At 70.8% G+C, this 19,012-nt stretch carries 14 protein-coding genes; 11 read left to right on the top strand and 3 right to left on the bottom strand.

Features of this window, described 5'->3' with window-relative positions; translation table 11 throughout:
• Position 1: 1 nt before the first annotated feature.
• The 7 genes from pntB to AB0E94_RS43385 all read left to right on the top strand — a co-directional run bounded on the left by pntB (position 2) and on the right by AB0E94_RS43385 (position 8,259).
• Positions 2 to 1,438, top strand: a complete 1,437-nt coding sequence (pntB, locus tag AB0E94_RS43415) for a Re/Si-specific NAD(P)(+) transhydrogenase subunit beta (protein WP_360339242.1) — start codon at positions 2 to 4, stop codon at positions 1,436 to 1,438.
• 128 nt (positions 1,439 to 1,566) lie between these two features.
• Positions 1,567 to 2,007, top strand: a complete 441-nt coding sequence (locus AB0E94_RS43410; protein ID WP_360339239.1) for an NAD(P)H-dependent oxidoreductase subunit E — start codon at positions 1,567 to 1,569, stop codon at positions 2,005 to 2,007.
• A complete protein-coding gene (locus AB0E94_RS43405) occupies positions 2,007 to 3,557 on the top strand; it encodes an NADH-ubiquinone oxidoreductase-F iron-sulfur binding region domain-containing protein (RefSeq protein ID WP_360339236.1) in 1,551 nt (516 codons plus the stop codon). The genes AB0E94_RS43410 and AB0E94_RS43405 overlap by 1 nt, the downstream gene beginning before the upstream one ends.
• Positions 3,554 to 6,325, top strand: coding sequence for a formate dehydrogenase subunit alpha (gene fdhF, locus AB0E94_RS43400; RefSeq protein WP_360339233.1), 2,772 nt, complete (start codon positions 3,554 to 3,556; stop codon positions 6,323 to 6,325). Before AB0E94_RS43405 ends, fdhF begins: the two co-directional genes overlap by 4 nt.
• A gap of 3 nt (positions 6,326 to 6,328) precedes the next feature.
• Entirely contained in the window at positions 6,329 to 6,538 is a 210-nt protein-coding gene (locus tag AB0E94_RS43395) for a formate dehydrogenase subunit delta (RefSeq protein ID WP_360339230.1), read from the top strand.
• A gap of 9 nt (positions 6,539 to 6,547) precedes the next feature.
• On the top strand, positions 6,548 to 7,378 hold the full coding sequence (locus tag AB0E94_RS43390) for a TIM barrel protein (RefSeq protein ID WP_360339227.1): 831 nt from the start codon (positions 6,548 to 6,550) through the stop codon (positions 7,376 to 7,378).
• Positions 7,375 to 8,259 carry a 2-hydroxy-3-oxopropionate reductase gene (locus AB0E94_RS43385; RefSeq protein WP_360339224.1) on the top strand — a complete coding sequence of 295 codons (885 nt, stop codon included), beginning with the start codon at positions 7,375 to 7,377 and terminating at the stop codon, positions 8,257 to 8,259. Before AB0E94_RS43390 ends, AB0E94_RS43385 begins: the two co-directional genes overlap by 4 nt.
• A 1,127-nt stretch (positions 8,260 to 9,386) precedes the next feature.
• Here AB0E94_RS43385 and AB0E94_RS43380 read toward each other — a convergent pair.
• The gene (locus tag AB0E94_RS43380; protein WP_360339221.1) at positions 9,387 to 10,655 is read right to left on the bottom strand and encodes a molybdopterin molybdotransferase MoeA; all 1,269 of its coding nucleotides are present in this window, start codon (positions 10,653 to 10,655) and stop codon (positions 9,387 to 9,389) included.
• A gap of 113 nt (positions 10,656 to 10,768) precedes the next feature.
• On the opposite strand from AB0E94_RS43380, the gene AB0E94_RS43375 reads away from it, so the two are divergent.
• Together AB0E94_RS43375 and fdhD are read left to right on the top strand one after the other, a co-directional pair.
• A complete protein-coding gene (locus tag AB0E94_RS43375) occupies positions 10,769 to 12,118 on the top strand; it encodes an MFS transporter (RefSeq protein ID WP_360339218.1) in 1,350 nt (449 codons plus the stop codon).
• A 91-nt stretch (positions 12,119 to 12,209) separates the two neighbouring features.
• The gene (fdhD, locus tag AB0E94_RS43370; RefSeq protein ID WP_360339215.1) at positions 12,210 to 13,052 is read left to right on the top strand and encodes a formate dehydrogenase accessory sulfurtransferase FdhD; all 843 of its coding nucleotides are present in this window, start codon (positions 12,210 to 12,212) and stop codon (positions 13,050 to 13,052) included.
• 257 nt (positions 13,053 to 13,309) lie between these two features.
• Here the strand turns inward: fdhD and sucD are convergent, their stop codons facing one another.
• Both sucD and sucC read right to left on the bottom strand, forming a co-directional pair.
• Positions 13,310 to 14,185: a succinate--CoA ligase subunit alpha gene (sucD, locus tag AB0E94_RS43365; protein ID WP_360339317.1), complete on the bottom strand. Its 876-nt coding sequence runs from the start codon at positions 14,183 to 14,185 to the stop codon at positions 13,310 to 13,312.
• A gap of 5 nt (positions 14,186 to 14,190) precedes the next feature.
• Positions 14,191 to 15,369 carry an ADP-forming succinate--CoA ligase subunit beta gene (sucC, locus tag AB0E94_RS43360; RefSeq protein WP_360339212.1) on the bottom strand — a complete coding sequence of 393 codons (1,179 nt, stop codon included), beginning with the start codon at positions 15,367 to 15,369 and terminating at the stop codon, positions 14,191 to 14,193.
• A gap of 192 nt (positions 15,370 to 15,561) precedes the next feature.
• Here sucC and frc point away from each other — a divergent pair, with 192 nt between their 5' ends.
• Positions 15,562 to 16,791 (top strand): formyl-CoA transferase, encoded by a 1,230-nt coding sequence (gene frc, locus AB0E94_RS43355; RefSeq protein ID WP_360339209.1) that lies wholly within the window; start codon positions 15,562 to 15,564, stop codon positions 16,789 to 16,791.
• Between the two features lie 26 nt (positions 16,792 to 16,817).
• Positions 16,818 to 18,980: an acetate--CoA ligase family protein gene (locus AB0E94_RS43350; protein WP_360339206.1), complete on the top strand. Its 2,163-nt coding sequence runs from the start codon at positions 16,818 to 16,820 to the stop codon at positions 18,978 to 18,980.
• Positions 18,981 to 19,012: the final 32 nt, after the last annotated feature.

The raw sequence follows: 19,012 nt of genomic DNA, 5'->3' as shown, positions 1-19,012 counted from the left end.
CATGACCATCGCCACGGCGGCCAGCGCCGCGTACATCGTCGCAGCCCTGCTCTTCATCCTGGCCCTGGCCGGGCTGTCGCGGCACGAGACCGCGAAGTCGGGCAACACCTTCGGCGTGGCCGGCATGGCCCTGGCCCTGGTCGCGACCATCGGGCTGGCCATCGACGGCAAGATCGGCGCGGCCAACCTCGCGCTGCTCGTGGTCGCCGTCGTGATCGGCGCCGCGATCGGCCTGCAGCGGGCCGCGAAGGTCGAGATGACCGGCATGCCGGAACTGATCGCCCTGCTGCACAGCTTCGTCGGCCTGGCCGCGGTGCTGGTCGGCTGGAACGGCTACCTGCACGTCGAGGCTGACCCGGACGGTCTCGAGTCGCTGGCTCTGGGAGCCCAGGACATGCTTGGCATCCACAGTGCCGAGGTGTTCATCGGCGTGTTCATCGGAGCGGTCACGTTCACCGGCTCGATCGTGGCGTACCTCAAACTCTCCGCGAAGATCAAATCGAGCCCGCTGATGCTGCCCGGCAAGAACTTCCTCAACCTCGGCGCGCTGGCCGTCTTCGCCGTGCTCACCGCCTGGTTCGTGATCGACCCCCAGCTGTGGCTGCTGATCGTGGTCACGCTGCTGGCGCTGGCGCTCGGCTGGCACCTGGTCGCCTCGATCGGCGGCGGCGACATGCCGGTCGTGGTGTCGATGCTCAACAGCTACTCCGGCTGGGCCGCCGCGGCCGCCGGGTTCCTGCTGGAGAACGACCTGCTCATCGTCACCGGGGCACTGGTCGGCTCGTCCGGCGCCTACCTGTCGTACATCATGTGCAAGGCCATGAACCGGTCGTTCATCTCGGTGATCGCCGGCGGCTTCGGCATCGAGGCGGGCCCGGCCCAGGACAAGGAATACGGCGAGCACCGGGAGACCAGCGCCGAGGGCGTCGCCGAGCTGCTGGCCGGCGCCGACACGGTCGTCATCACCCCCGGGTACGGCATGGCGGTCGCCCAGGCACAGTACGGCGTCGCCGAACTGACCCGCACCCTGCGCGACCGCGGCGTGAACGTGCGGTTCGGCATCCACCCGGTCGCCGGCCGGCTGCCCGGGCACATGAACGTGCTGCTGGCCGAGGCGCGGGTGCCGTACGACATCGTGCTGGAGATGGACGAGATCAACGACGACTTCACCGGCACGTCGGTGGTCCTGGTGATCGGCGCCAACGACACCGTCAACCCGGCCGCCACCGAGGACCCGGCCAGCCCGATCGCCGGCATGCCGGTGCTGAAGGTGTGGGAGGCCGACCAGGTGATCGTCTTCAAACGCTCGATGGCCTCGGGTTACGCCGGAGTGCAGAACCCGCTCTTCTTCCGCGAGAACTCGGCGATGCTCTTCGGCGACGCCAAGGACCGCGTCGAGGACATCTTGAACGCGGTCCGCCAGCTCACCCCCGCGTAACCCGGCCCGTGGATCGTGCGCGCCCGGCGGCCCGTGCCGCCGGGCGCAGCCGTATCCATTGTCCGACAAGATTGCATACAGTATGGTGGATTCCTCAGCTATGGAGAGGGGACGCCGTGGTCAGTTCGATGACGGATCGGGTGCGGGCGCTGGTCGCGGCGCATCGAGCGGATCGCGGCGCGCTGATGCCGATCCTGCATGCGCTCCAGGCCGAGTTCGGCTACATCGACCCCGGTGTGGTGCCGGTGCTGGCCGCCGAGCTCAACATCTCCCGCGCCGACGTGCACGGCGTGATCACCTTCTACACCGACTTCCGCGCCGAGCCGGCCGGTGCGACGGTGCTCAAGCTCTGCCGGGCCGAGGCCTGCCAGGCGGTCGGCGCCGAGCAGCTGATCGCGCACGCCGAGCAGCTCCTCGGGATCAAGCTCGGCCAGACCACCCCGGACGGCGCGATCACCCTGGAGCAGGTGTTCTGCCTCGGCAACTGCGCGCTCGGCCCGGCCGGCCAGATCAACGGGCAGGTCCGCGGACGGCTCAGCCCGGCCCTTCTCCAGGAGCTGGTGCGCTGATGGTGACCACGATCTACGTGCCCCGCGACTCGGCCGCCCTGTCGCTGGGCGCCGACCAGGTCGCCGCCCGCCTCGAAGCGGCCGCGGCCGACAGAGGCCGGCCGGTCCGGATCGTGCGCAACGGCTCGCACGGCATGCTCTGGCTGGAACCGCTGGTGGAGGTGGTCACCGACCGCGGCCGGATCGGCTACGGCCCGGTCACGCCGGACGACGTCGACGGCCTCGTCGCCGCCGGACTGCTCGACGGCGCCGACCACGAACTGTGCCAGGGCGTGGTCGCCGACCTGCCGTGGATGCGCGACCAGACCCGGCTCTGCTTCGCCCGCGTCGGGCTCACCGACCCGCTCTCACCCGGCGACTACCTCGCCCACGGCGGGCTGGCCGGCCTGCGCCGCGCCCTGCAGACACCCCCGGCCGACGTGATCACCGAGGTCACCGAGTCGGGGCTGCGCGGCCGCGGCGGCGCCGGCTTCCCGGCCGGCATCAAATGGCAGACCGTCGCCGGCACGGCCAGCGCGCAGAAATTCGTCTGCTGCAACGCCGACGAGGGCGACAGCGGCACCTTCGCCGACCGGATGCTGATGGAGGGCGACCCGTTCACCCTCATCGAGGGCATGACCATCGCGGCGTACGCGGTCGGCGCCACCGAAGGCTACCTCTACATCCGGTCGGAGTATCCGGACGCGATCCGCACCATGCGCGAGGCCATCGCCGTGGCCCGCGAGCAGGGCTGGCTCGGCTCCGACATCCTCGGCGCCGGGCTGCGGTTCGACCTGTTCGTGCGCGAGGGCGCGGGCGCGTACATCTGCGGGGAAGAGACCGCGATGCTCGAAAGCCTGGAAGGCAGACGCGGCATGGTCCGCGCCAAACCGCCGATCCCGGCGATCACCGGCCTGTTCGGCATGCCGACCGTGGTCAACAACGTGCTCACCCTGGCGTCGGTCCCGGCGATCGTCGCCGGCGGCGCCGCCGCCTACCAGGCCCTCGGCGTCGAACGCTCCCGCGGCACCCAGGTCTTCCAGCTGGCCGGCAACATCGCCCGCGGCGGCGTCTTCGAAACCGCCTTCGGCATGACACTGCAAAACCTGATCAACACCTACGGCGGCGGTACGCGTACCGGCCGCCCGATTCGTGCCGTGCAGGTCGGCGGCCCCCTGGGGGCGTATCTGCCGGCCGACGGCCTGGACCTGCCGATGGAGTACGAGGCGTTCGCCGCCGCCGGGGCGATGCTCGGGCACGGCGGCATCGTGGTCTTCGACGACACCGTGGACATGGCGGCGATGGCCCGGTTCGCCATGGAGTTCTGCGCCGAGGAGTCGTGCGGCAAATGCACCCCGTGCCGGGTCGGCGCGGTCCGCGGCGTGGAGACCATCGACCGGATCGTCGCCGGCCAGGACACCGACGACAACCTCGCCCTGCTCGGCGACCTGTGCGAACTGATGACCGAAGGGTCGCTGTGCGCGATGGGCGGCCTCACCCCCATGCCGGTACGCAGCGCGCTGCTGCACTTCGCCGACGACTTCGGCCCGAACGGAAGGCGACGCTCATGAGCCTGCTGAAGGAACCCGACCTCGGCACTCCCGCCCGGCCCGGCCCGGACACCGTGTCGGTCGAGGTGGACGGCCTGCCGGTGACCGTGCCCGAGGGCACCTCGGTGATGCGGGCGGCCGCCCTGTGCGGGATCGACGTGCCGAAACTGTGCGCCACCGACAGCCTGGAGGCGTTCGGCTCGTGCCGGCTGTGCCTCGTCGAGATCGACGGCCGCCGCGGCACCCCGGCCTCCTGCACCACCCCGGTCACCGACGGCATGCGAGTCCGCACCCAGACCCCCAAGCTGGAGAAACTCCGGCAGGGCGTGATGGAGCTGTACATCTCCGACCACCCGCTGGACTGTCTCACCTGCTCGGCCAACGGCGACTGCGAGTTGCAGGACATGTCCGGCACGGTCGGGCTGCGGCAGGTCCGCTACGGCTACGAGGGCGCCAACCACCTCGACGAGAAGAAGGACACCAGCAACCCGTACTTCGACTTCGACGCCTCCAAATGCATCTCCTGCTCCCGCTGCGTGCGGGCCTGCGGCGAGGTGCAGGGCACGTTCGCGCTCACCATCGAGGGCCGCGGCTTCGAGTCGAAGGTGTCGGCCGGCGGCACCGACTTCATGAGCTCCGAATGCGTGTCCTGCGGCGCGTGCGTGCAGGCCTGCCCGACCGCGACGCTGCAGGAGAAGTCGGTCGTCCAGCTCGGGATGCCGAGCCGCAGCGTCATCACCACCTGCGCCTACTGCGGGGTCGGCTGCTCGTTCAAAGCCGAGTTGCGCGGCGCGGAACTGGTCCGGATGGTGCCCTACAAGGACGGCGGCGCCAACGAGGGCCACTCCTGCGTCAAAGGCCGGTTCGCGTTCGGGTACGCCACCCACCCCGACCGGGTGCTCACCCCGATGGTCCGGGAGAACATCACCGACCAATGGCGGCCGGTCGACTGGGACACCGCCATCGCGTTCACCGCCGCCCGGCTGCGCGACATCCAGTCCCGGCACGGGGTCGGCGCGATCGGCGGGATCACCTCGTCGCGTACCACCAATGAAGAGGTCTATGTCGTTCAGAAGATGATCCGGGCCGCGTTCGGCAACAACAACGTCGACACCTGCGCCCGGGTCTGCCACTCACCGACCGGGTACGGCCTGAAACAGACCTTCGGCACCTCGGCCGGCACCCAGGACTTCCGGTCGGTCGCCAAATCCGACGTGATCATGGTGATCGGCGCCAACCCGACCGACGGGCACCCGGTGTTCGCGTCGAGGATGAAACGCCGGCTGCGCGAGGGCGCCCAGCTGATCGTGATCGACCCGCGCCGCATCGACCTGGTCCGCTCGCCGCACATCGAGGCCCGCCACCACCTGCAGCTCGCCCCCGGCACCAACGTGGCGATCGTCAACGCGCTGGCCCACGTGGTGCTCACCGAAGGACTCGCCGACCGGCAGTTCGTCGACGAACGCTGCGAGGACTTCGACGACTGGGCCACCTTCATCGCGAGTGCGGAGAACAGCCCGGAAGCGGTCGAGGAGCTCACCGGCGTACCGGCGGAAGAAGTGCGGGCAGCCGCCCGGCTGTTCGCCACCGGCGGCAACGGCGCGATCTACTACGGCCTCGGCGTCACCGAGCACAGCCAGGGCTCGACCATGGTGATGGGCATGGCGAACCTCGCGATGGCCACCGGCAACATCGGCCGCGAAGGCGTCGGCGTCAACCCGCTGCGCGGGCAGAACAACGTCCAGGGCTCCTGCGACATGGGCTCCTTCCCGCACGAGCTGCCCGGCTACCGGCACGTCTCCGACGACGTCGTGCGCGGCGTGTTCGAGAACATGTGGGGCAGCACCCTGGCCGCCGAACCCGGCCTGCGCATCCCCAACATGTTCGACGCCGCCATCGACGGCAGCTTCCGGGCCCTTTACGTGCAGGGCGAGGACATCGCCCAGTCCGACCCCAACATCAACCACGTGCACGCCGCCCTGGCCGCCCTGGAACTGGTCGTCGTCCAGGACCTGTTCCTCAACGAGACCGCCAAGTTCGCGCACGTGTTCCTGCCCGGCACCTCCTTCCTGGAGAAGGACGGCACGTTCACCAACGCCGAACGCCGGATCAACCGGGTCCGCCCGGTGATGGCGCCCAAGACCGGCAAACACGAGTGGCAGATCGTCGCCGAGATCGCCCAGGCCATGGGCTACCCGATGCGCTACGACACCTCCAGCCAGATCATGGACGAGATCGCCGCGCTCACCCCCACCTTCGCCGGGGTGTCGTTCGAGAAACTCGACAAACTCGGCAGCGTGCAATGGCCCTGCAACGACGACGCGCCCGAGGGCACCCCGATCATGCACATGGACGGGTTCGTCCGCGGCAAGGGCCGGTTCGTGCAGACCCCGTTCGTGCCGACCCGGGAACGCAGCACCCGCAAATACCCGCTGATCCTGACCACCGGGCGCATCCTCAGTCAGTACAACGTCGGCGCGCAGACCCGGCGCACCGCCAACGTGGCCTGGCACCCGGAGGACGTCCTGGAGATCCATCCGCACGACGCCGAGGTCCGCGGCATCACCGACGGCGACGAGGTCCTGCTGACCAGCCGGGTCGGCGCCACCTCGCTGCGCGCGGTCCTCGCCGACCGGATGCCGGTCGGGGTCGTCTACACCACCTTCCACCACCCGGTGACCGGCGCGAATGTCGTCACCACGGAGAACTCCGACTGGGCCACCAACTGCCCGGAGTACAAGGTGACCGCCGTCCAGGTCGGGCTGAAGAGCCCGGCGATGGCGGGCTGACCGGTGTCCCCGCAGGTCCGGATGATCAACGACATCGCCGTCCAGTTCCGCCACCAGGGGCTGGACACCGCCGCGGCCGCCATCGCCGAGCACGTCCGGACGTTCTGGGACCCACGGATGCGCGCCGAACTGATCCGGCGCGTCGACGCCGAACCGGAGACCCTCGACCCGCTCGCGCTGGCCGCCACCCTGCTGCTGCTCACCCGACCCTAGGGAGAACACGTGCCCGCACATCACCTCCGCTACGCCGTGAACTGCTCGATCCTGTTCACCGAGCTGCCTCTGCTGGAGCGGCCGGCGGCGGCGAAGGCGGCCGGATTCGACGCGGTCGAGTTCTGGTGGCCGTTCGCCGCCGCGGTGCCGCCCGACCCGGACGTGCGGGCGTTCCTCGACGCGGTCAACGACGCCGGCGTACGCCTGATCGGCCTCAACTTCTTCGCCGGCGACATGCCCGGCGGCGACCGGGGCGTGCTGTCCTCACCCGCGCACTCCGCCGAGTTCCGCGACAACGTCGAACTGGTCGCGATGATCGGCGCCGCCACCGGCTGCCGGTCCTTCAACGCCCTGTACGGCAACCGGATCCCGTTCATCACCCGCGAACTGCAGGACGACACCGCCGTCGCGAACCTGGCCTTCGCCGCGAACACGGTGGCCCGGATCGGCGGCACGGTGCTGGTCGAACCGGTCAGCGGGCCGTTCCCCTACCTGCTGCGCACCGCCGCCGACGTCGTCGCCGTGCTCGACCGGGTCCGCTCCGAACGCGGCGCGCAGAACCTGGAGCTGCTCGCCGACCTCTACCACCTGACCGTCAACGGCGACGACCTGGCCAAGGTCCTCGCCGAACACCTCGACCGGATCGGGCACGTGCAGATCGCCGACGCCCCCGGCCGGCACGAGCCGGGCACCGGCGACATCGACATCGACGGCCACCTGAGCCGCCTCGAACAGGCCGGCTACCAGGGCTGGGTCAGCCTGGAATACGTCGCGACCGGCCCCGGCTTCGACTGGCTGCCCCGCCACCGCCGCGCCGCGACGAAAGGAACCCCGGCATGACGACAGTCGGTTTCATCGGACTCGGGATCATGGGCGGCCCGATGGCCGTCAACCTGGCCAAAGCCGGATTCGACCTGATCGGGTACGACGTGGTCGCACCCCGCAACGGCTTCCTCACCCAGGCCGGCGGGCGGATCGCCGCGAGCATCGCCGACGTGGTGGCGAAAGCCGACGTCGTCGTCACGATGGTCCGCGACTCGGCCGACGTCGAGACGGTCGCCCTCGGCGAGCAGGGCATCCTCGCCCACGCCCGGCCCGGCCTGCTGCACATCGACATGAGCAGCATCGCGCCCAGGACCTCACGCGAGGTCGCCGCCGCGGCGAAACCTCTGGGGGTACGGGTCCTGGACGCCCCGGTCAGCGGGGGCGAGGCGGGCGCGATCGAGGGCAGCCTGTCGATCATGGTCGGTGGTGACGCCGAGGACTTCCAGGCGGCGCTGCCGATCCTGGAGGTGGTCGGCGCGACAGTGGTGCACGTCGGCCCGCACGGCGCCGGCCAGACCGTGAAGGCCGCCAACCAGCTGATCGTGGCCGGCACCATCGAACTCGTCGCCGAAGCCATCGTCTTCCTCGAAGCCTACGAAGTGGACACCGAAGCGGCCGTCCGGGTGCTCGCCGGCGGGCTGGCCGGCAACCGGATCCTGGACCGCAAAGCCGCCGGGATGCTGGCCCGCACCTTCGAACCCGGTTTCCGCATCGACCTGCACCACAAGGACATGGGTATCGTCACGTCGGCGGCCCGGGAGGCGGGGGTGGTGATTCCGCTGGGGGCGGCGGTGGCGCAGCTGATCGCCGCCCTGAAGGCACAGGGCGACGGCGGTCTCGACCACAGCGCCCTGCTGAAACTGGTCGAACAGCTCTCCGGCCGATCCCCACGCTGACCGCCCGGTCCGGTGCGCTGACCAGCCGTCCAGCGCACCGGCCGGCCGCTTCGCGTTTGTTCGGCGGGCGCCGTCAGCCGGGCGCCCGCAGAGGCGGGGCCGCGTCTCGTCGGCCGGGGGCGAGTGCCGTCCCTCCGACCCGCCGAGACGCGGCCCGCAGCCCTTCTCGGCCCGCAGCCCTTTTCGGCCCGCAGCCCTTTTCGGCCTGCGGCCGCTTTTCGGCCTGCGGCCGCTTTTCGGCCTGCGGCCGCTTTTCGGCCTGCGGCCGCTTTTCGGCCTGCGCCGCGCGCCGCCTCACCCGCCGATGTTGTTGATTTGCGGTACACGTCTGTCGCGCTCGAGTTTCGCCATGTGGGGATCGTTTGCGTCGGTCGCGCCAGCCCTGTGGACGCCGCTGCCCGAGGTGACAGCGCACCGGGTGTCCGTCGGGATAGACCGCGGGAAGGGGCATCGACGAACCTTGCCCTCCGCGACAGGAAGGCTGTTCGTTTCGGTCGCCGGCGACCGGCCCGGCGTGGTCGCCGGCGCGCGACGACCAGCGCACACAATGCGGCAACGTGCGATTCCACCCTCGCCGGGACGACGGCAGGCGCACACGGACGACACAACGTGTGCGCCCGTCCCCGTCGGAGCGAAGCAGGCGCACACGATCGGCGAATGTGTGCGCTGACCACCGCTCCGGCCCGGCGAACGTGTGCGCTGACCATCGCTCCGGCCCGGCGAACGTGTGCGCCGGCCGTCGCTGAGGCCGCCGGACCCGCTCTCGGCGGCCCGCTCCTGGCATCGCCTCCGGACGGCCGCCCAAGGTCGTCAGACCTCACGGTGATCTTGCGGAGCTCGCTGAGGATCACGCTGGCCAGGACGGATGCAAGATTCACCCCAGCGTCGACCCTGACCGGCGATGTCGCTGCGCAAAATGGCGAAACTCGAGTCTGGCCGAAGTTCACAGGATCGGTTCCGGGCACGGCTGTGTCGGCCCGCACCCGCTCGCGGCCCACTCGCCGATCTTGTTGATTTGCGGCACGCCCCTGCGCCCCGGAACTTCACAAGATCGGCTGATCGGGGTGCCACCGAACGGCGGCTTCCCGGCATTGTGGCGGTCTGTCAGGTTGCGGCCCGTCGTTGAGTCAGTGCAGTGCGCCGGCGACCGGGCGGGCGGCGTCGGCGACCGGGATGGTTGCGGCGGGCCAGGTGCCGGCGGGTAGCGCGAGCAGTTCGACCTGGCCGCCCGTCCAGCCCGGTGGCACCACTGCGAGCGCGTCCGCCCCGGCGGCGCCCCACAACGAACCCGGACGGTCGTGACCGACGGGCCGGGCCGTCGAGCCGATCAGGGTCACCGGCACCAGACGGGTGTCCCGGTCGTGCGGTGTCACCGGCCCGGCCAGGGCGGCGGTCGGCGACGGCGGTGCGGACCGCCCGGCCAGCCGGCCGAGCAACGGTGTGAGCAGGGTCAACGCGGCGACCAGAGCGGCGAAGGGGTTGCCCGGCAGCCCGACGACGAAGCGTCCGTCCGGCATTGTCGCGAACAGTTGCGGATGACCGGGCCGGCAGGCGACACCGTGGATCGAAACCCGCGCGGCCAGCCGGTCGAGCGCCCCGCGCAGGTGGTCGGCGGCCCCGGCCGAGGTGGCTCCGCAGACCACCAGCACATCGGCGTCGCGGCGTAGCAGCGCGTCGACCATCGCGTCGGGATCGTCGGGCATCCGGGTCTCCCAGGCCGGCTCGGCTCCGGCCGCCCGGATCAGGCCGGGCAGCATCGGCCCGATCGCGTCACGGACCTGGCCCGCCGCGGGGATCCCGCTGCGCCGCAGCTCACCCCCGGTGACCACGGTCCCGACCCGGGGACGGCGGTGCACGGTGAGCGTGTCGTGCCCGAGACCGGCCGCCAGCCCGAGCAGCACGGGACTGACCACGGCACCGGCGGCGAGCACCTCCTGACCGGCTGGGCAGTCCTCACCACGGCGGCGGATGTGCCGGCCGGGGGAGACCCCGCCGGTCAGCGCACGGCCCGAACGCGACGCGCCTTCGTAGGGCAGCACCGCGTCGGCGCCGGCCGGGACCACCGCGCCGGTGCCGATCTCGATGGCGTTGCCGGGCGACAGCGGGGGTGGCAGGACCGGGTCACCGGCCAGCACACGGCCGGTGATGCGCCACGGGCCGGGACCGGCGACAGCGAACCCGTCCATGGCGGCCGCGTCGTAGGCGGGCAACGGCGAGAGCGCGACAAGCGGCTCGGCGAGCGTCGCTCCGATCGCCTCACCGAGCGGCAGTTCGACTGCGGGCAGCGGGTGGCCCGCATCCCGGGCGAGCCGCCGGGCCCGCTGCCAGCCGACGGCGGTCACCGCGCCGGCCGCCTGTCGATCAGCAAGTGGAAACAGCCCACGCAGGTCGCTCATCCCGGCTCCTCGTCATCTGCCGAAGCGATGTCCCGATCCTGGACAGTTCCCCGTCCCGGGGTGGACAATATGCATTCCACATACTGTATACGATGATCGGTCGGAGGTGCCAGATGACGGATCCCCACCCCAGGACAGTGCGCGAGGTCAGCGACTTCTACGGCCGTCGCTACCGGATCGGCGAGAGCGACCGGCTCCTGCTCGGACGGTCACGATCCTGGATGGCCGGGCTGCCCTGGTTCGCGATGCTTTCGATCAGCCTTTTCCAGTACGGCTACGGCGCCGCCCTGCCCACCCTGGCCACCGCGAACGGCTGGAGCGTGTGGCAGGCGCTCGGCGTTCTCGGGCTGTGGGTGGTCGCGCAGGCGGCCGGCTCCCCGCTGGGCGGATGGCTGTATCAGCGGGTGCGCCCGGGCGTGACGATGCTCGCCGGCGCCGTCTGCTGCCTGACCGCGCTGGTCACCCTGGCGCACCGCGGCGACCTGGCCACCGTCCTGCTCGGCTACTCGCTGCTCGGCGGTCTGGGCGCCGGCCTGATCTACATGACCTGCATCGCCACGGTCACCGAGTGGTTCCCCGAGCGGCTGGCGTCCCGGGTGGCCATGGTCGGCGCCGCGTTCGGCTACGGCGCGATCCCGTTCGTCGTCGTCGCCGGTCACCTGCTCACCCCGGCGAACCGGACGGCCGTGCTCGACATCGCGGCAGTGGTCGTCTTCGCGGTGGTGGCGGCCTGCGGGCTGCTGATGCGCAGACCGCCGCGCAACTGGTGGCCGGAACACATCGACCCGCAACGCTGGGCCCTCGACCGGCGCCTCAACCGCAGCATCGCGCACAACCGGCCGGCCGCCCGCCCGTACCCGCCGATGGCCGCGATGCGCAGCGGCATGCTCCCGATGATGTTCGTGGTGGTGGTGCTCACCGCGGCGATGGCCCTGTTCGACATCGCCTACCTGGCCGGCGCCGGATACGTCCGGGGGCTATCGGCCGCGACCCTGGTCGCCGCGATGGCCGCGCTGGCCGCCTCGAACGGCCTGGGCCGGGCGGTGACCAGCTCGCTGGCCGACCGGATCGGCCGTCGCGCCACCCTCGGCCTGTCCCTGCTGGCCGGTGGCGTGGCCCAGTTCGGGCTGCTCGCGGCCGCCCGCAACGACAATCACCCGGTCGCGCTGGTGTGTTTCGCCGCGCTGGCCGGAGCGGGCGCCGGCGCCGGCTATTCGCTGCTGGTGAGCTTGGTCCGCGACTGGTTCGGCGACGACGCGACGGTGGCGAACTACGGCATCGTCTACAGCGGCAAGGCGGTCGGCGGAGTGGCCGGGGTCGCGCTCGCCGGCTTCGTGGTGACGAACCCGGACTCGGCCCTCCCGTTCGTGGCGGCCGGCTGTCTCGGCCTGCTCGGCGCGGCGCTGACCCGCTGGATGCGCCAGCCCCGCCCAGCCCCGGTGCAACTGCCGTCCACGCCATGACCAGACGGGCCGCCGGAAGGCCGTCGGATGGGCCGCCGGAAGGCCGTCGGGTGGAGAAGGTGAATGAAGCCGTGAGGAGAGGTGTGGCGGGATGGGACGCGTGACGAGTAGGCGCCGGGTGACACGGATCGTCGACGGGGTGGCCGCCGAACCCGTCGACACTCTGGCCGCCGAGGAGCCGCTGGAGATCCGGGTGAACGGGAAGTCCCTGGTGGTGACCATGCGCACGCCCGGCGACGACTTCGATCTGGCGGCCGGTTTCCTGGTCAGTGAGGGTGTCGTCCGGGCGGCCGGGGAGATCGCCGGGATCAGGTACTGCCTGGGCGCCACCGCCGACGGGGTGAACACCTACAACGTGGTCGACGTGGTGCTGGCCTCCTGGATGGCGCCGCCCGACCCGTCGCTGGAACGTAACTTCTACACCACCTCGTCGTGCGGGCTGTGTGGCAAGGCGAGTCTGGACGCTGTGCGTACCGTCGCGTCCTGGTCGGTCCGTGACGATCCGGTCCGGCTCGACCCGGCGGTGATCACCGCCCTGCCCGGCACGCTGCGCGCCGCGCAGCGGGTCTTCGACCGCACCGGTGGCCTGCATGCCGCCGGGCTGTTCTCCGCCGACGGGCGTCTGCTCTGCCTGCGGGAGGACGTCGGCCGGCACAACGCCGTCGACAAGGCCGTCGGGTGGGCGCTGCGTGACGGCCGGCTGCCGCTGCGTGACACGATCCTGATGGTCAGCGGGCGGGCGTCGTTCGAGCTGGTGCAGAAGGCGGTGATGGCCGGGATCCCGGCGCTCGCCGCGGTCTCCGCGCCGTCCTCGCTCGCCGCCGACCTGGCCGCCGACGCCGGCCTCACCCTGATCGGGTTCCTGCGCGGCACGTCGATGAACGTGTACACCGGCGCCCACCGCGTCCTGCGCCGCACCGGCCAGCCGGCCTGACAAAGACACCGGCCAGCCGGCCTGACAAAGACGCCGGCCTGACGCAAAGCGCTGCGCTGACGCAAAACGCCGGCCTGACGCAGGCGGCGTGACGTAAAGCGCCGGCCTGACGTAAACGCCGGCCGGATGTGAACGGCGTGCGAGATCCGGGCGGAGGCGGCGGCCTCCGCCCGGACCGACGCTGCCGGCGGCTCGGCGCGTACGGGCCGGCCCGCCGGAGGGGTGGTCCGGCCGGCCCGGCGCCGCGAGCGGGCCGGTCAGCGTGCCGGTAACGTCTCGCGCATCAGGGCGGCCGCCTCCGACGGCGTCCGGCCGACCCGGACACCTGCTGCTTCCAGGGCCTTCTGTTTGGCCGCCGCGGTTCCCGACGATCCGGACACGATCGCGCCGGCGTGCCCCATGGTCTTACCTTCGGGCGCGGTGAACCCGGCGATGTAGCCGACCACGGGTTTGCTGATGTGCTCGCGGATGTAGTCGGCGGCGCGTTCCTCGGCGTCGCCGCCGATCTCGCCGATCATCACGATCGCCTCGGTCTCCGGATCGTCCTGGAACGCCTGGAGGCAGTCGATGTGGGTGGTGCCGACGATCGGGTCGCCGCCGATGCCGACACAGGTGGAGAAACCGAGATCCCGCAATTCATACATCATCTGGTACGTCAGTGTGCCGCTCTTGCTGACCAGGCCGATCCGCCCGCGGGTGGTGATGTCGGCGGGGATGATGCCGGCGTTGGACAGTCCGGGGCTGATCAGTCCGGGACAGTTCGGCCCGATGATGCGGGTGGTGTCCCCGGCGGCCTGGGCGTGAGCCCAGAACGCGGCGGTGTCGTGCACCGGGATGCCTTCGGTGAGCACCACGGCCAGGGCGAGCCGCGCGTCGATCGCCTCGATCACCGCGGCTTTGGCGAAGCGCGGCGGCACGAAGACCACCGAGGTGTCGGCGCCGGTCGCCTCGACGGCCTCGGCGACGCTGCCGAAGACCGGGATCCCGTCGACGTCCTGGCCGCCCTTGCCGGGGGTGACCCCGGCGACGATGTTGGTGCCGGCGGCGACCATCCGGCGGGTGTGCCGGGTGCCTTCGGCGCCGGTGATGCCCTGGACCAGCACCCGGCTCTTGTCGGTGAGGAAGATTGCCATGATGGTCACGCCCCCTTGCCGGCGAGTTCGGCGGCGAGCCGGGCCGCGCCGTCCATGGTGTCCGAGCTGATCACTCCGGGTAGTGCCGCCTCGGCGAGGATCCGGCGCCCCCGCGCTGCGTTGTTGCCGTCCAGCCGTACCACAACCGGTTTTGAAATCGTCTCGCCCGCATCGGTGAGCAGGCCGATCGCCTGGACGATGCCGTCGGCGACGGCATCGCAGGCGGTGATCCCGCCGAAGACGTTGACCAGGACGCTGCGGACGTCCGGATCGCCCAGAATGATCTCCAGACCGTCTGCCATCACCTGTGCCGAGGCGCCGCCGCCGATGTCGAGGAAGTTCGCCGGCCGGACCCCGCCGTACCGCTCGCCGGCGTAGGCGACCACGTCCAGGGTGCTCATCACCAGGCCGGCGCCGTTGCCGATCACCCCGACCGAGCCGTCGAGTTTGACGTAGTTGAGGTTCTTGGCGGCGGCCCGGCCTTCGAGGGGATCGGTGCTGGTCACGTCGACGAACTGCGGGTGGCCGGGCTGGCGGTAGCGGGCGTTGTCGTCCAGGGTCACCTTGCCGTCCAGCGCGAGCACGGTGCCGTCGGCGAGTTTGGCCAGCGGGTTGATCTCGACCAGGGTGGCGTCCTCGGCGCGGAACACGTTCCACAGCCGGACCAGGACGGTGGCGGCCAGGTCGCGTACGTCGTCGGGCAGCCCGGCGCCGGCGGCCAGCCGCAGCGCGTCTTCCCAGCCGAGCCCGGCGTCCGGGTTCACGTCGAGCCGGGCCAGCGCGTCCGGGTTCTCGGCGGCGACCTGCTCGATCTCGACGCCGCCGGCGCGGGAGGCGAGCGCGAGGAACGTCCGGTTGGACCGGTCGAGCAGCAGCGACACGTAGTACTCCTCGACGATGTCGCTGGCCTCGGTGATCAGCACCTTGTGGACGGTGTGGCCCTTGATGTCCATGCCGAGGATCGCGGCCGCGACCTCGCGGGCGTCGTCCGGTCCGTCGGCCAGCCGGACACCGCCGGCCTTGCCCCGGCCACCGGTCTTGACCTGGGCCTTCACCACCACACGGCCGCCGATGTCGGCGGCGGCCGCGTACGCCTCCTCGGGTGTGGCGGCGACCCGGCTGCGGCTGACCGGTACGCCGTGCTTGGCGAAGAGTTCCTGTGCCTGGTGTTCCAACAGATCCACCGGGCCTCCCTTCAGGAGGAAATCGGGACCGGATGCGAATGAGGTGCCGAGCGCGGAAAACGTTCCGCGACCCTCTAGACACCTGGCTGTTACATGCGCCACGATATTGCCTACCCCATACGGTATGCAATCCCAGAAGCTGACCGCGGATCAGCACCACCAGCAGCGGTGGCGCACACAGGAGGCTCGCTCATGGGTAAGGCACTTGAGGGCGTTCGGGTCCTCGACATGACACATGTGCAGTCCGGTCCCTCGTCCACGCAGCTGCTCGCGTGGCTGGGCGCGGACGTCATCAAACTGGAGGCGCCGGGACAGGGTGACATCACCCGCTCCCAGCTCCGGGACATCCCCGGCGTGGACAGCCTCTACTTCACGATGCTGAACGCCAACAAACGCAGCATCACCCTCAACATGAAGCACCCGGAGGGCAAGGAGATCTTCACCAGGCTGGTGTCCGGCGTGGACATCCTGGTGGAGAACTTCGGGCCGGGCGTCGTCGAGCGCTTCGGCTTCCCCTGGGAGAAACTGCAGGAGATCAACCCCGGCCTGGTGTACGCGTCGATCAAGGGCTTCGGACCCGGTCGTTACGCCGACTTCAAGGCGTACGAGGTGATCGCCCAGGCGATGGGCGGGGCGATGAGCACCACCGGGTTCGAGGACGGTCCGCCGACCGCCACAGGCGCCCAGATCGGCGACTCCGGCACCGGCATCCACCTGGTCGCCGGCATCCTGGCCGCGCTCTACCAGCGCACCCGTACCGGCCGGGGCCAGCGGGTCCAGGTCGCCATGCAGGACGCCGTGCTCAACCTGTGCCGGGTCAAGCTGCGTGACCAGCAGCGGCTGGCGCACGGGCCGCTGGGGGAGTACCCCAACGAGAACTTCGGTGACGAGGTGCCCCGCTCCGGCAACGCGTCCGGCGGCGGACAGCCCGGCTGGGCGGTGCGCTGCGCCCCGGGCGGGCCCAACGACTACATCTACGTGATCATCCAGCCGGTCGGCTGGAAGCCGATCTGCGACCTGATCGGCAAACCCGAACTGGCCGACGACCCGGCCTGGAGCACCCCGCAGGCCCGCCTGCACAAACTCGACAAGGCGTTCGCGCTGATCGAGGAGTGGACCGAGCGGCACACCAAGCAGCAGGTCATGGAACAGCTCAACGCCCGCAACGTCCCGTGCGGGCCGGTGCTGTCCACCCGTGAGCTGATCGAGGACGAGACCCTGGCCGCGCTGGGCTCGGTGGTCGAGGTCGACCACCCCGAACGGGGCCCGTTCAAGACCGTCGGCAACCCGATCAAGCTGTCCGACTCGACCGTCGACATCGAGCGTTCGCCCCTGCTCGGCGAGCACACCGAGCAGGTTCTCGGCGAACTCGGCTTCACCGAGCAGGGCATCGGCGACCTGCGTGCCGCCGGCGTCATCTGACGACTGTCCTTGACTAGGGAGACGACATGTCGAAATACGACCGCGAAGCCGTACGCCGGGTGCTCGACCAGGCCGGCGCCGAGGGACGCAGTTCGCTGACCGCTCCGGAGGGGCGGCTGGTGGTCGAGGCGTACGGGATCGCCACCCCCGGCGAGGGCCTGGCCGGCAGCGCCGACGAGGCGGTGGCGCTGGCCGAGAAGATCGGCCTGCCGGTGGTCCTGAAGATCGTCTCGCCGGACATCCTGCACAAGACCGAGGCCGGCGGGGTGCTGGTCGGGCTCGGCTCGGCCACCGAGGTCGCCGCCGGCTTCGACACGATCCTCGCCAACGCGCGGGCCTACGACGCCGACGCGACGATCGTCGGAGTGCAGGTGCAGCAACAGCTCAGCACCGGGCCCGGGGTCCACGAGGTGATCGTCGGCACCGTGACCGACCCGACGTTCGGCAAGATCGTCGCCTTCGGCCTCGGCGGGGTGCTGGTCGAGGTGCTCAAGGACGTCACCTTCCGGCTCGCCCCCACCGACACCGCCACCGCGCTGTCGATGATCGACGGCATCGCCTCGGCCGAGATCCTGCGCGGCGTACGCGGGGCGGCGCCGGCGAACCGGGAGGCCCTGTCCGACCTCATCGTCCGGCTCTCCGACCTGGTCACCGACTTCCCGGAGCTGGCCGAGGTCGACCTCAACCCGGTGCTGGCCACCCCGGCCGGCGCGACCGCGGTGGACGTGCGGATCCTGGTCGACCCGAAGGCCGCCCAGCGCCCCGGGCAATTCACCGACGAGGAGATCCTGGCCAGCATGAACCGGATCATGCGGCCCGCCTCGATCGCCGTGATCGGAGCGTCCGCCGAGTCCGGCAAGATCGGCAACTCGGTGATGAAGAACCTGGTCAACGGCGGCTACCAGGGCGAGATCTACCCGATCAACCCGAAGGCCGCCGAGATCCTGGACCGCAAGGCGTACGCCAGCATCTCCGACGTGCCCGGCCCGGTCGACGTCGCGATCTTCGCGATCCCGGCCAAGTTCGTGCCGGCCGCCCTGGAGGAGGTCGGCGCCAAGGGCGTGGCCGGGGCGATCATGATCCCGTCCGGCTTCGGCGAGATCGGCAACCACGAGCTACAGGCCGAGGTCCTCGGGATCGCCCGCCGCCACGGCGTACGCATCCTCGGGCCGAACATCTACGGCTACTACTACACCCCGGAGAGCATGTCCGCGACGTTCTGCACGCCGTACGACGTCAAGGGCGGTGTGGCGCTCTCCTCGCAGAGCGGCGGCATCGGCATGGCCATCCTCGGCTTCAGCCGGTCCGCGCAGATGGGTGTGTCGGCGATCGTCGGCGTCGGCAACAAGGCCGACATCGACGAGGACGACCTGCTCACGTTCTTCGAGAGCGACCCGAACACCCAGCTCATCGCCATGCACCTGGAAGACCTCAAGGACGGCCGGTCGTTCGCCCGCGCCGCCAAACGGGTCTCGGCCAGCAAGCCGGTGCTCGTGCTCAAGGCCGGCCGCACCGACCAGGGCGCCAAGGCGGCCAGCTCGCACACCGGCGCGCTGGCCGGCAACGACAAGGTCTACGACGACATCCTTCGGCAGAGCGGCGTGATCCGCGCTCCGGGCCTCAACGACCTGCTGGAGTACGCCCGCGGCATCCCGCTGCTACCGACCCCGCAGGGCGAGAACGTCGTCATCATCACCGGCGCCGGCGGCTCCGGGGTGCTGCTCTCCGACGCGTGCGTGGACAACCGGCTCACGCTGATGGAGATCCCGGCCGACCTCGACGAGGCGTTCCGCAAGTTCATCCCGCCGTTCGGCGCCGCCGGCAACCCGATCGACATCACCGGCGGCGAACCGCCGTCGACCTACCGCAACACCATCGCGCTCGGCCTGTCCGACCCGCGCATCCACTCGCTGATCCTCGGCTACTGGCACACCATCGTCACACCGCCGATGGTCTTCGCCGAACTCGTGGTCGACGTCGTGAGTGAGTTCCGGGCCAAGGGCATCGACAAGCCCGTGGTCGCCTCGCTCGCCGGCGACGTCGAGGTCGAGGTGGCCAGCGAACATCTGTACCGGCACGGCATCGTCGCCTATCCGTACACCACGGAGAAGCCCGTCGCCGTGCTCGGCGCGAAGTACCGGTGGGCACGTTCCGCCGGCCTGCTCGGCGGCCGATCGGACGACCGCTGAGCCGTGCTCAGTTCCACCTCACCCGGTAGTTG

It is taken from the genome of Actinoplanes sp. NPDC026670, assembly GCF_040638175.1.
In the GTDB taxonomy this organism is placed as follows: domain Bacteria; phylum Actinomycetota; class Actinomycetes; order Mycobacteriales; family Micromonosporaceae; genus Actinoplanes.
The sequence above is the reverse complement of the archived record's forward strand: the minus strand, read 5'-3'. Positions and strand labels throughout refer to the sequence as shown.

Bases quoted from the DNA above. Each gene is read 5' to 3' on its own strand.
- sucD (WP_360339317.1), bottom strand. From the start codon at position 14,185: ATGGCAATCTTCCTCACCGACAAGAGCCGGGTGCTGGTCCAGGGCATC.
- AB0E94_RS43350 (WP_360339206.1), top strand. From the start codon at position 16,818: ATGTCGAAATACGACCGCGAAGCCGTACGCCGGGTGCTCGACCAGGCC.
- AB0E94_RS43375 (WP_360339218.1), top strand. From the start codon at position 10,769: ATGACGGATCCCCACCCCAGGACAGTGCGCGAGGTCAGCGACTTCTAC.
- AB0E94_RS43385 (WP_360339224.1), top strand. From the start codon at position 7,375: ATGACGACAGTCGGTTTCATCGGACTCGGGATCATGGGCGGCCCGATG.
- AB0E94_RS43410 (WP_360339239.1), top strand. From the start codon at position 1,567: ATGACGGATCGGGTGCGGGCGCTGGTCGCGGCGCATCGAGCGGATCGC.
- AB0E94_RS43405 (WP_360339236.1), top strand. From the start codon at position 2,007: ATGGTGACCACGATCTACGTGCCCCGCGACTCGGCCGCCCTGTCGCTG.
- fdhF (WP_360339233.1), top strand. From the start codon at position 3,554: ATGAGCCTGCTGAAGGAACCCGACCTCGGCACTCCCGCCCGGCCCGGC.
- frc (WP_360339209.1), top strand. From the start codon at position 15,562: ATGGGTAAGGCACTTGAGGGCGTTCGGGTCCTCGACATGACACATGTG.
- fdhD (WP_360339215.1), top strand. From the start codon at position 12,210: ATGGGACGCGTGACGAGTAGGCGCCGGGTGACACGGATCGTCGACGGG.
- pntB (WP_360339242.1), top strand. From the start codon at position 2: ATGACCATCGCCACGGCGGCCAGCGCCGCGTACATCGTCGCAGCCCTG.
- AB0E94_RS43380 (WP_360339221.1), bottom strand. From the start codon at position 10,655: ATGAGCGACCTGCGTGGGCTGTTTCCACTTGCTGATCGACAGGCGGCC.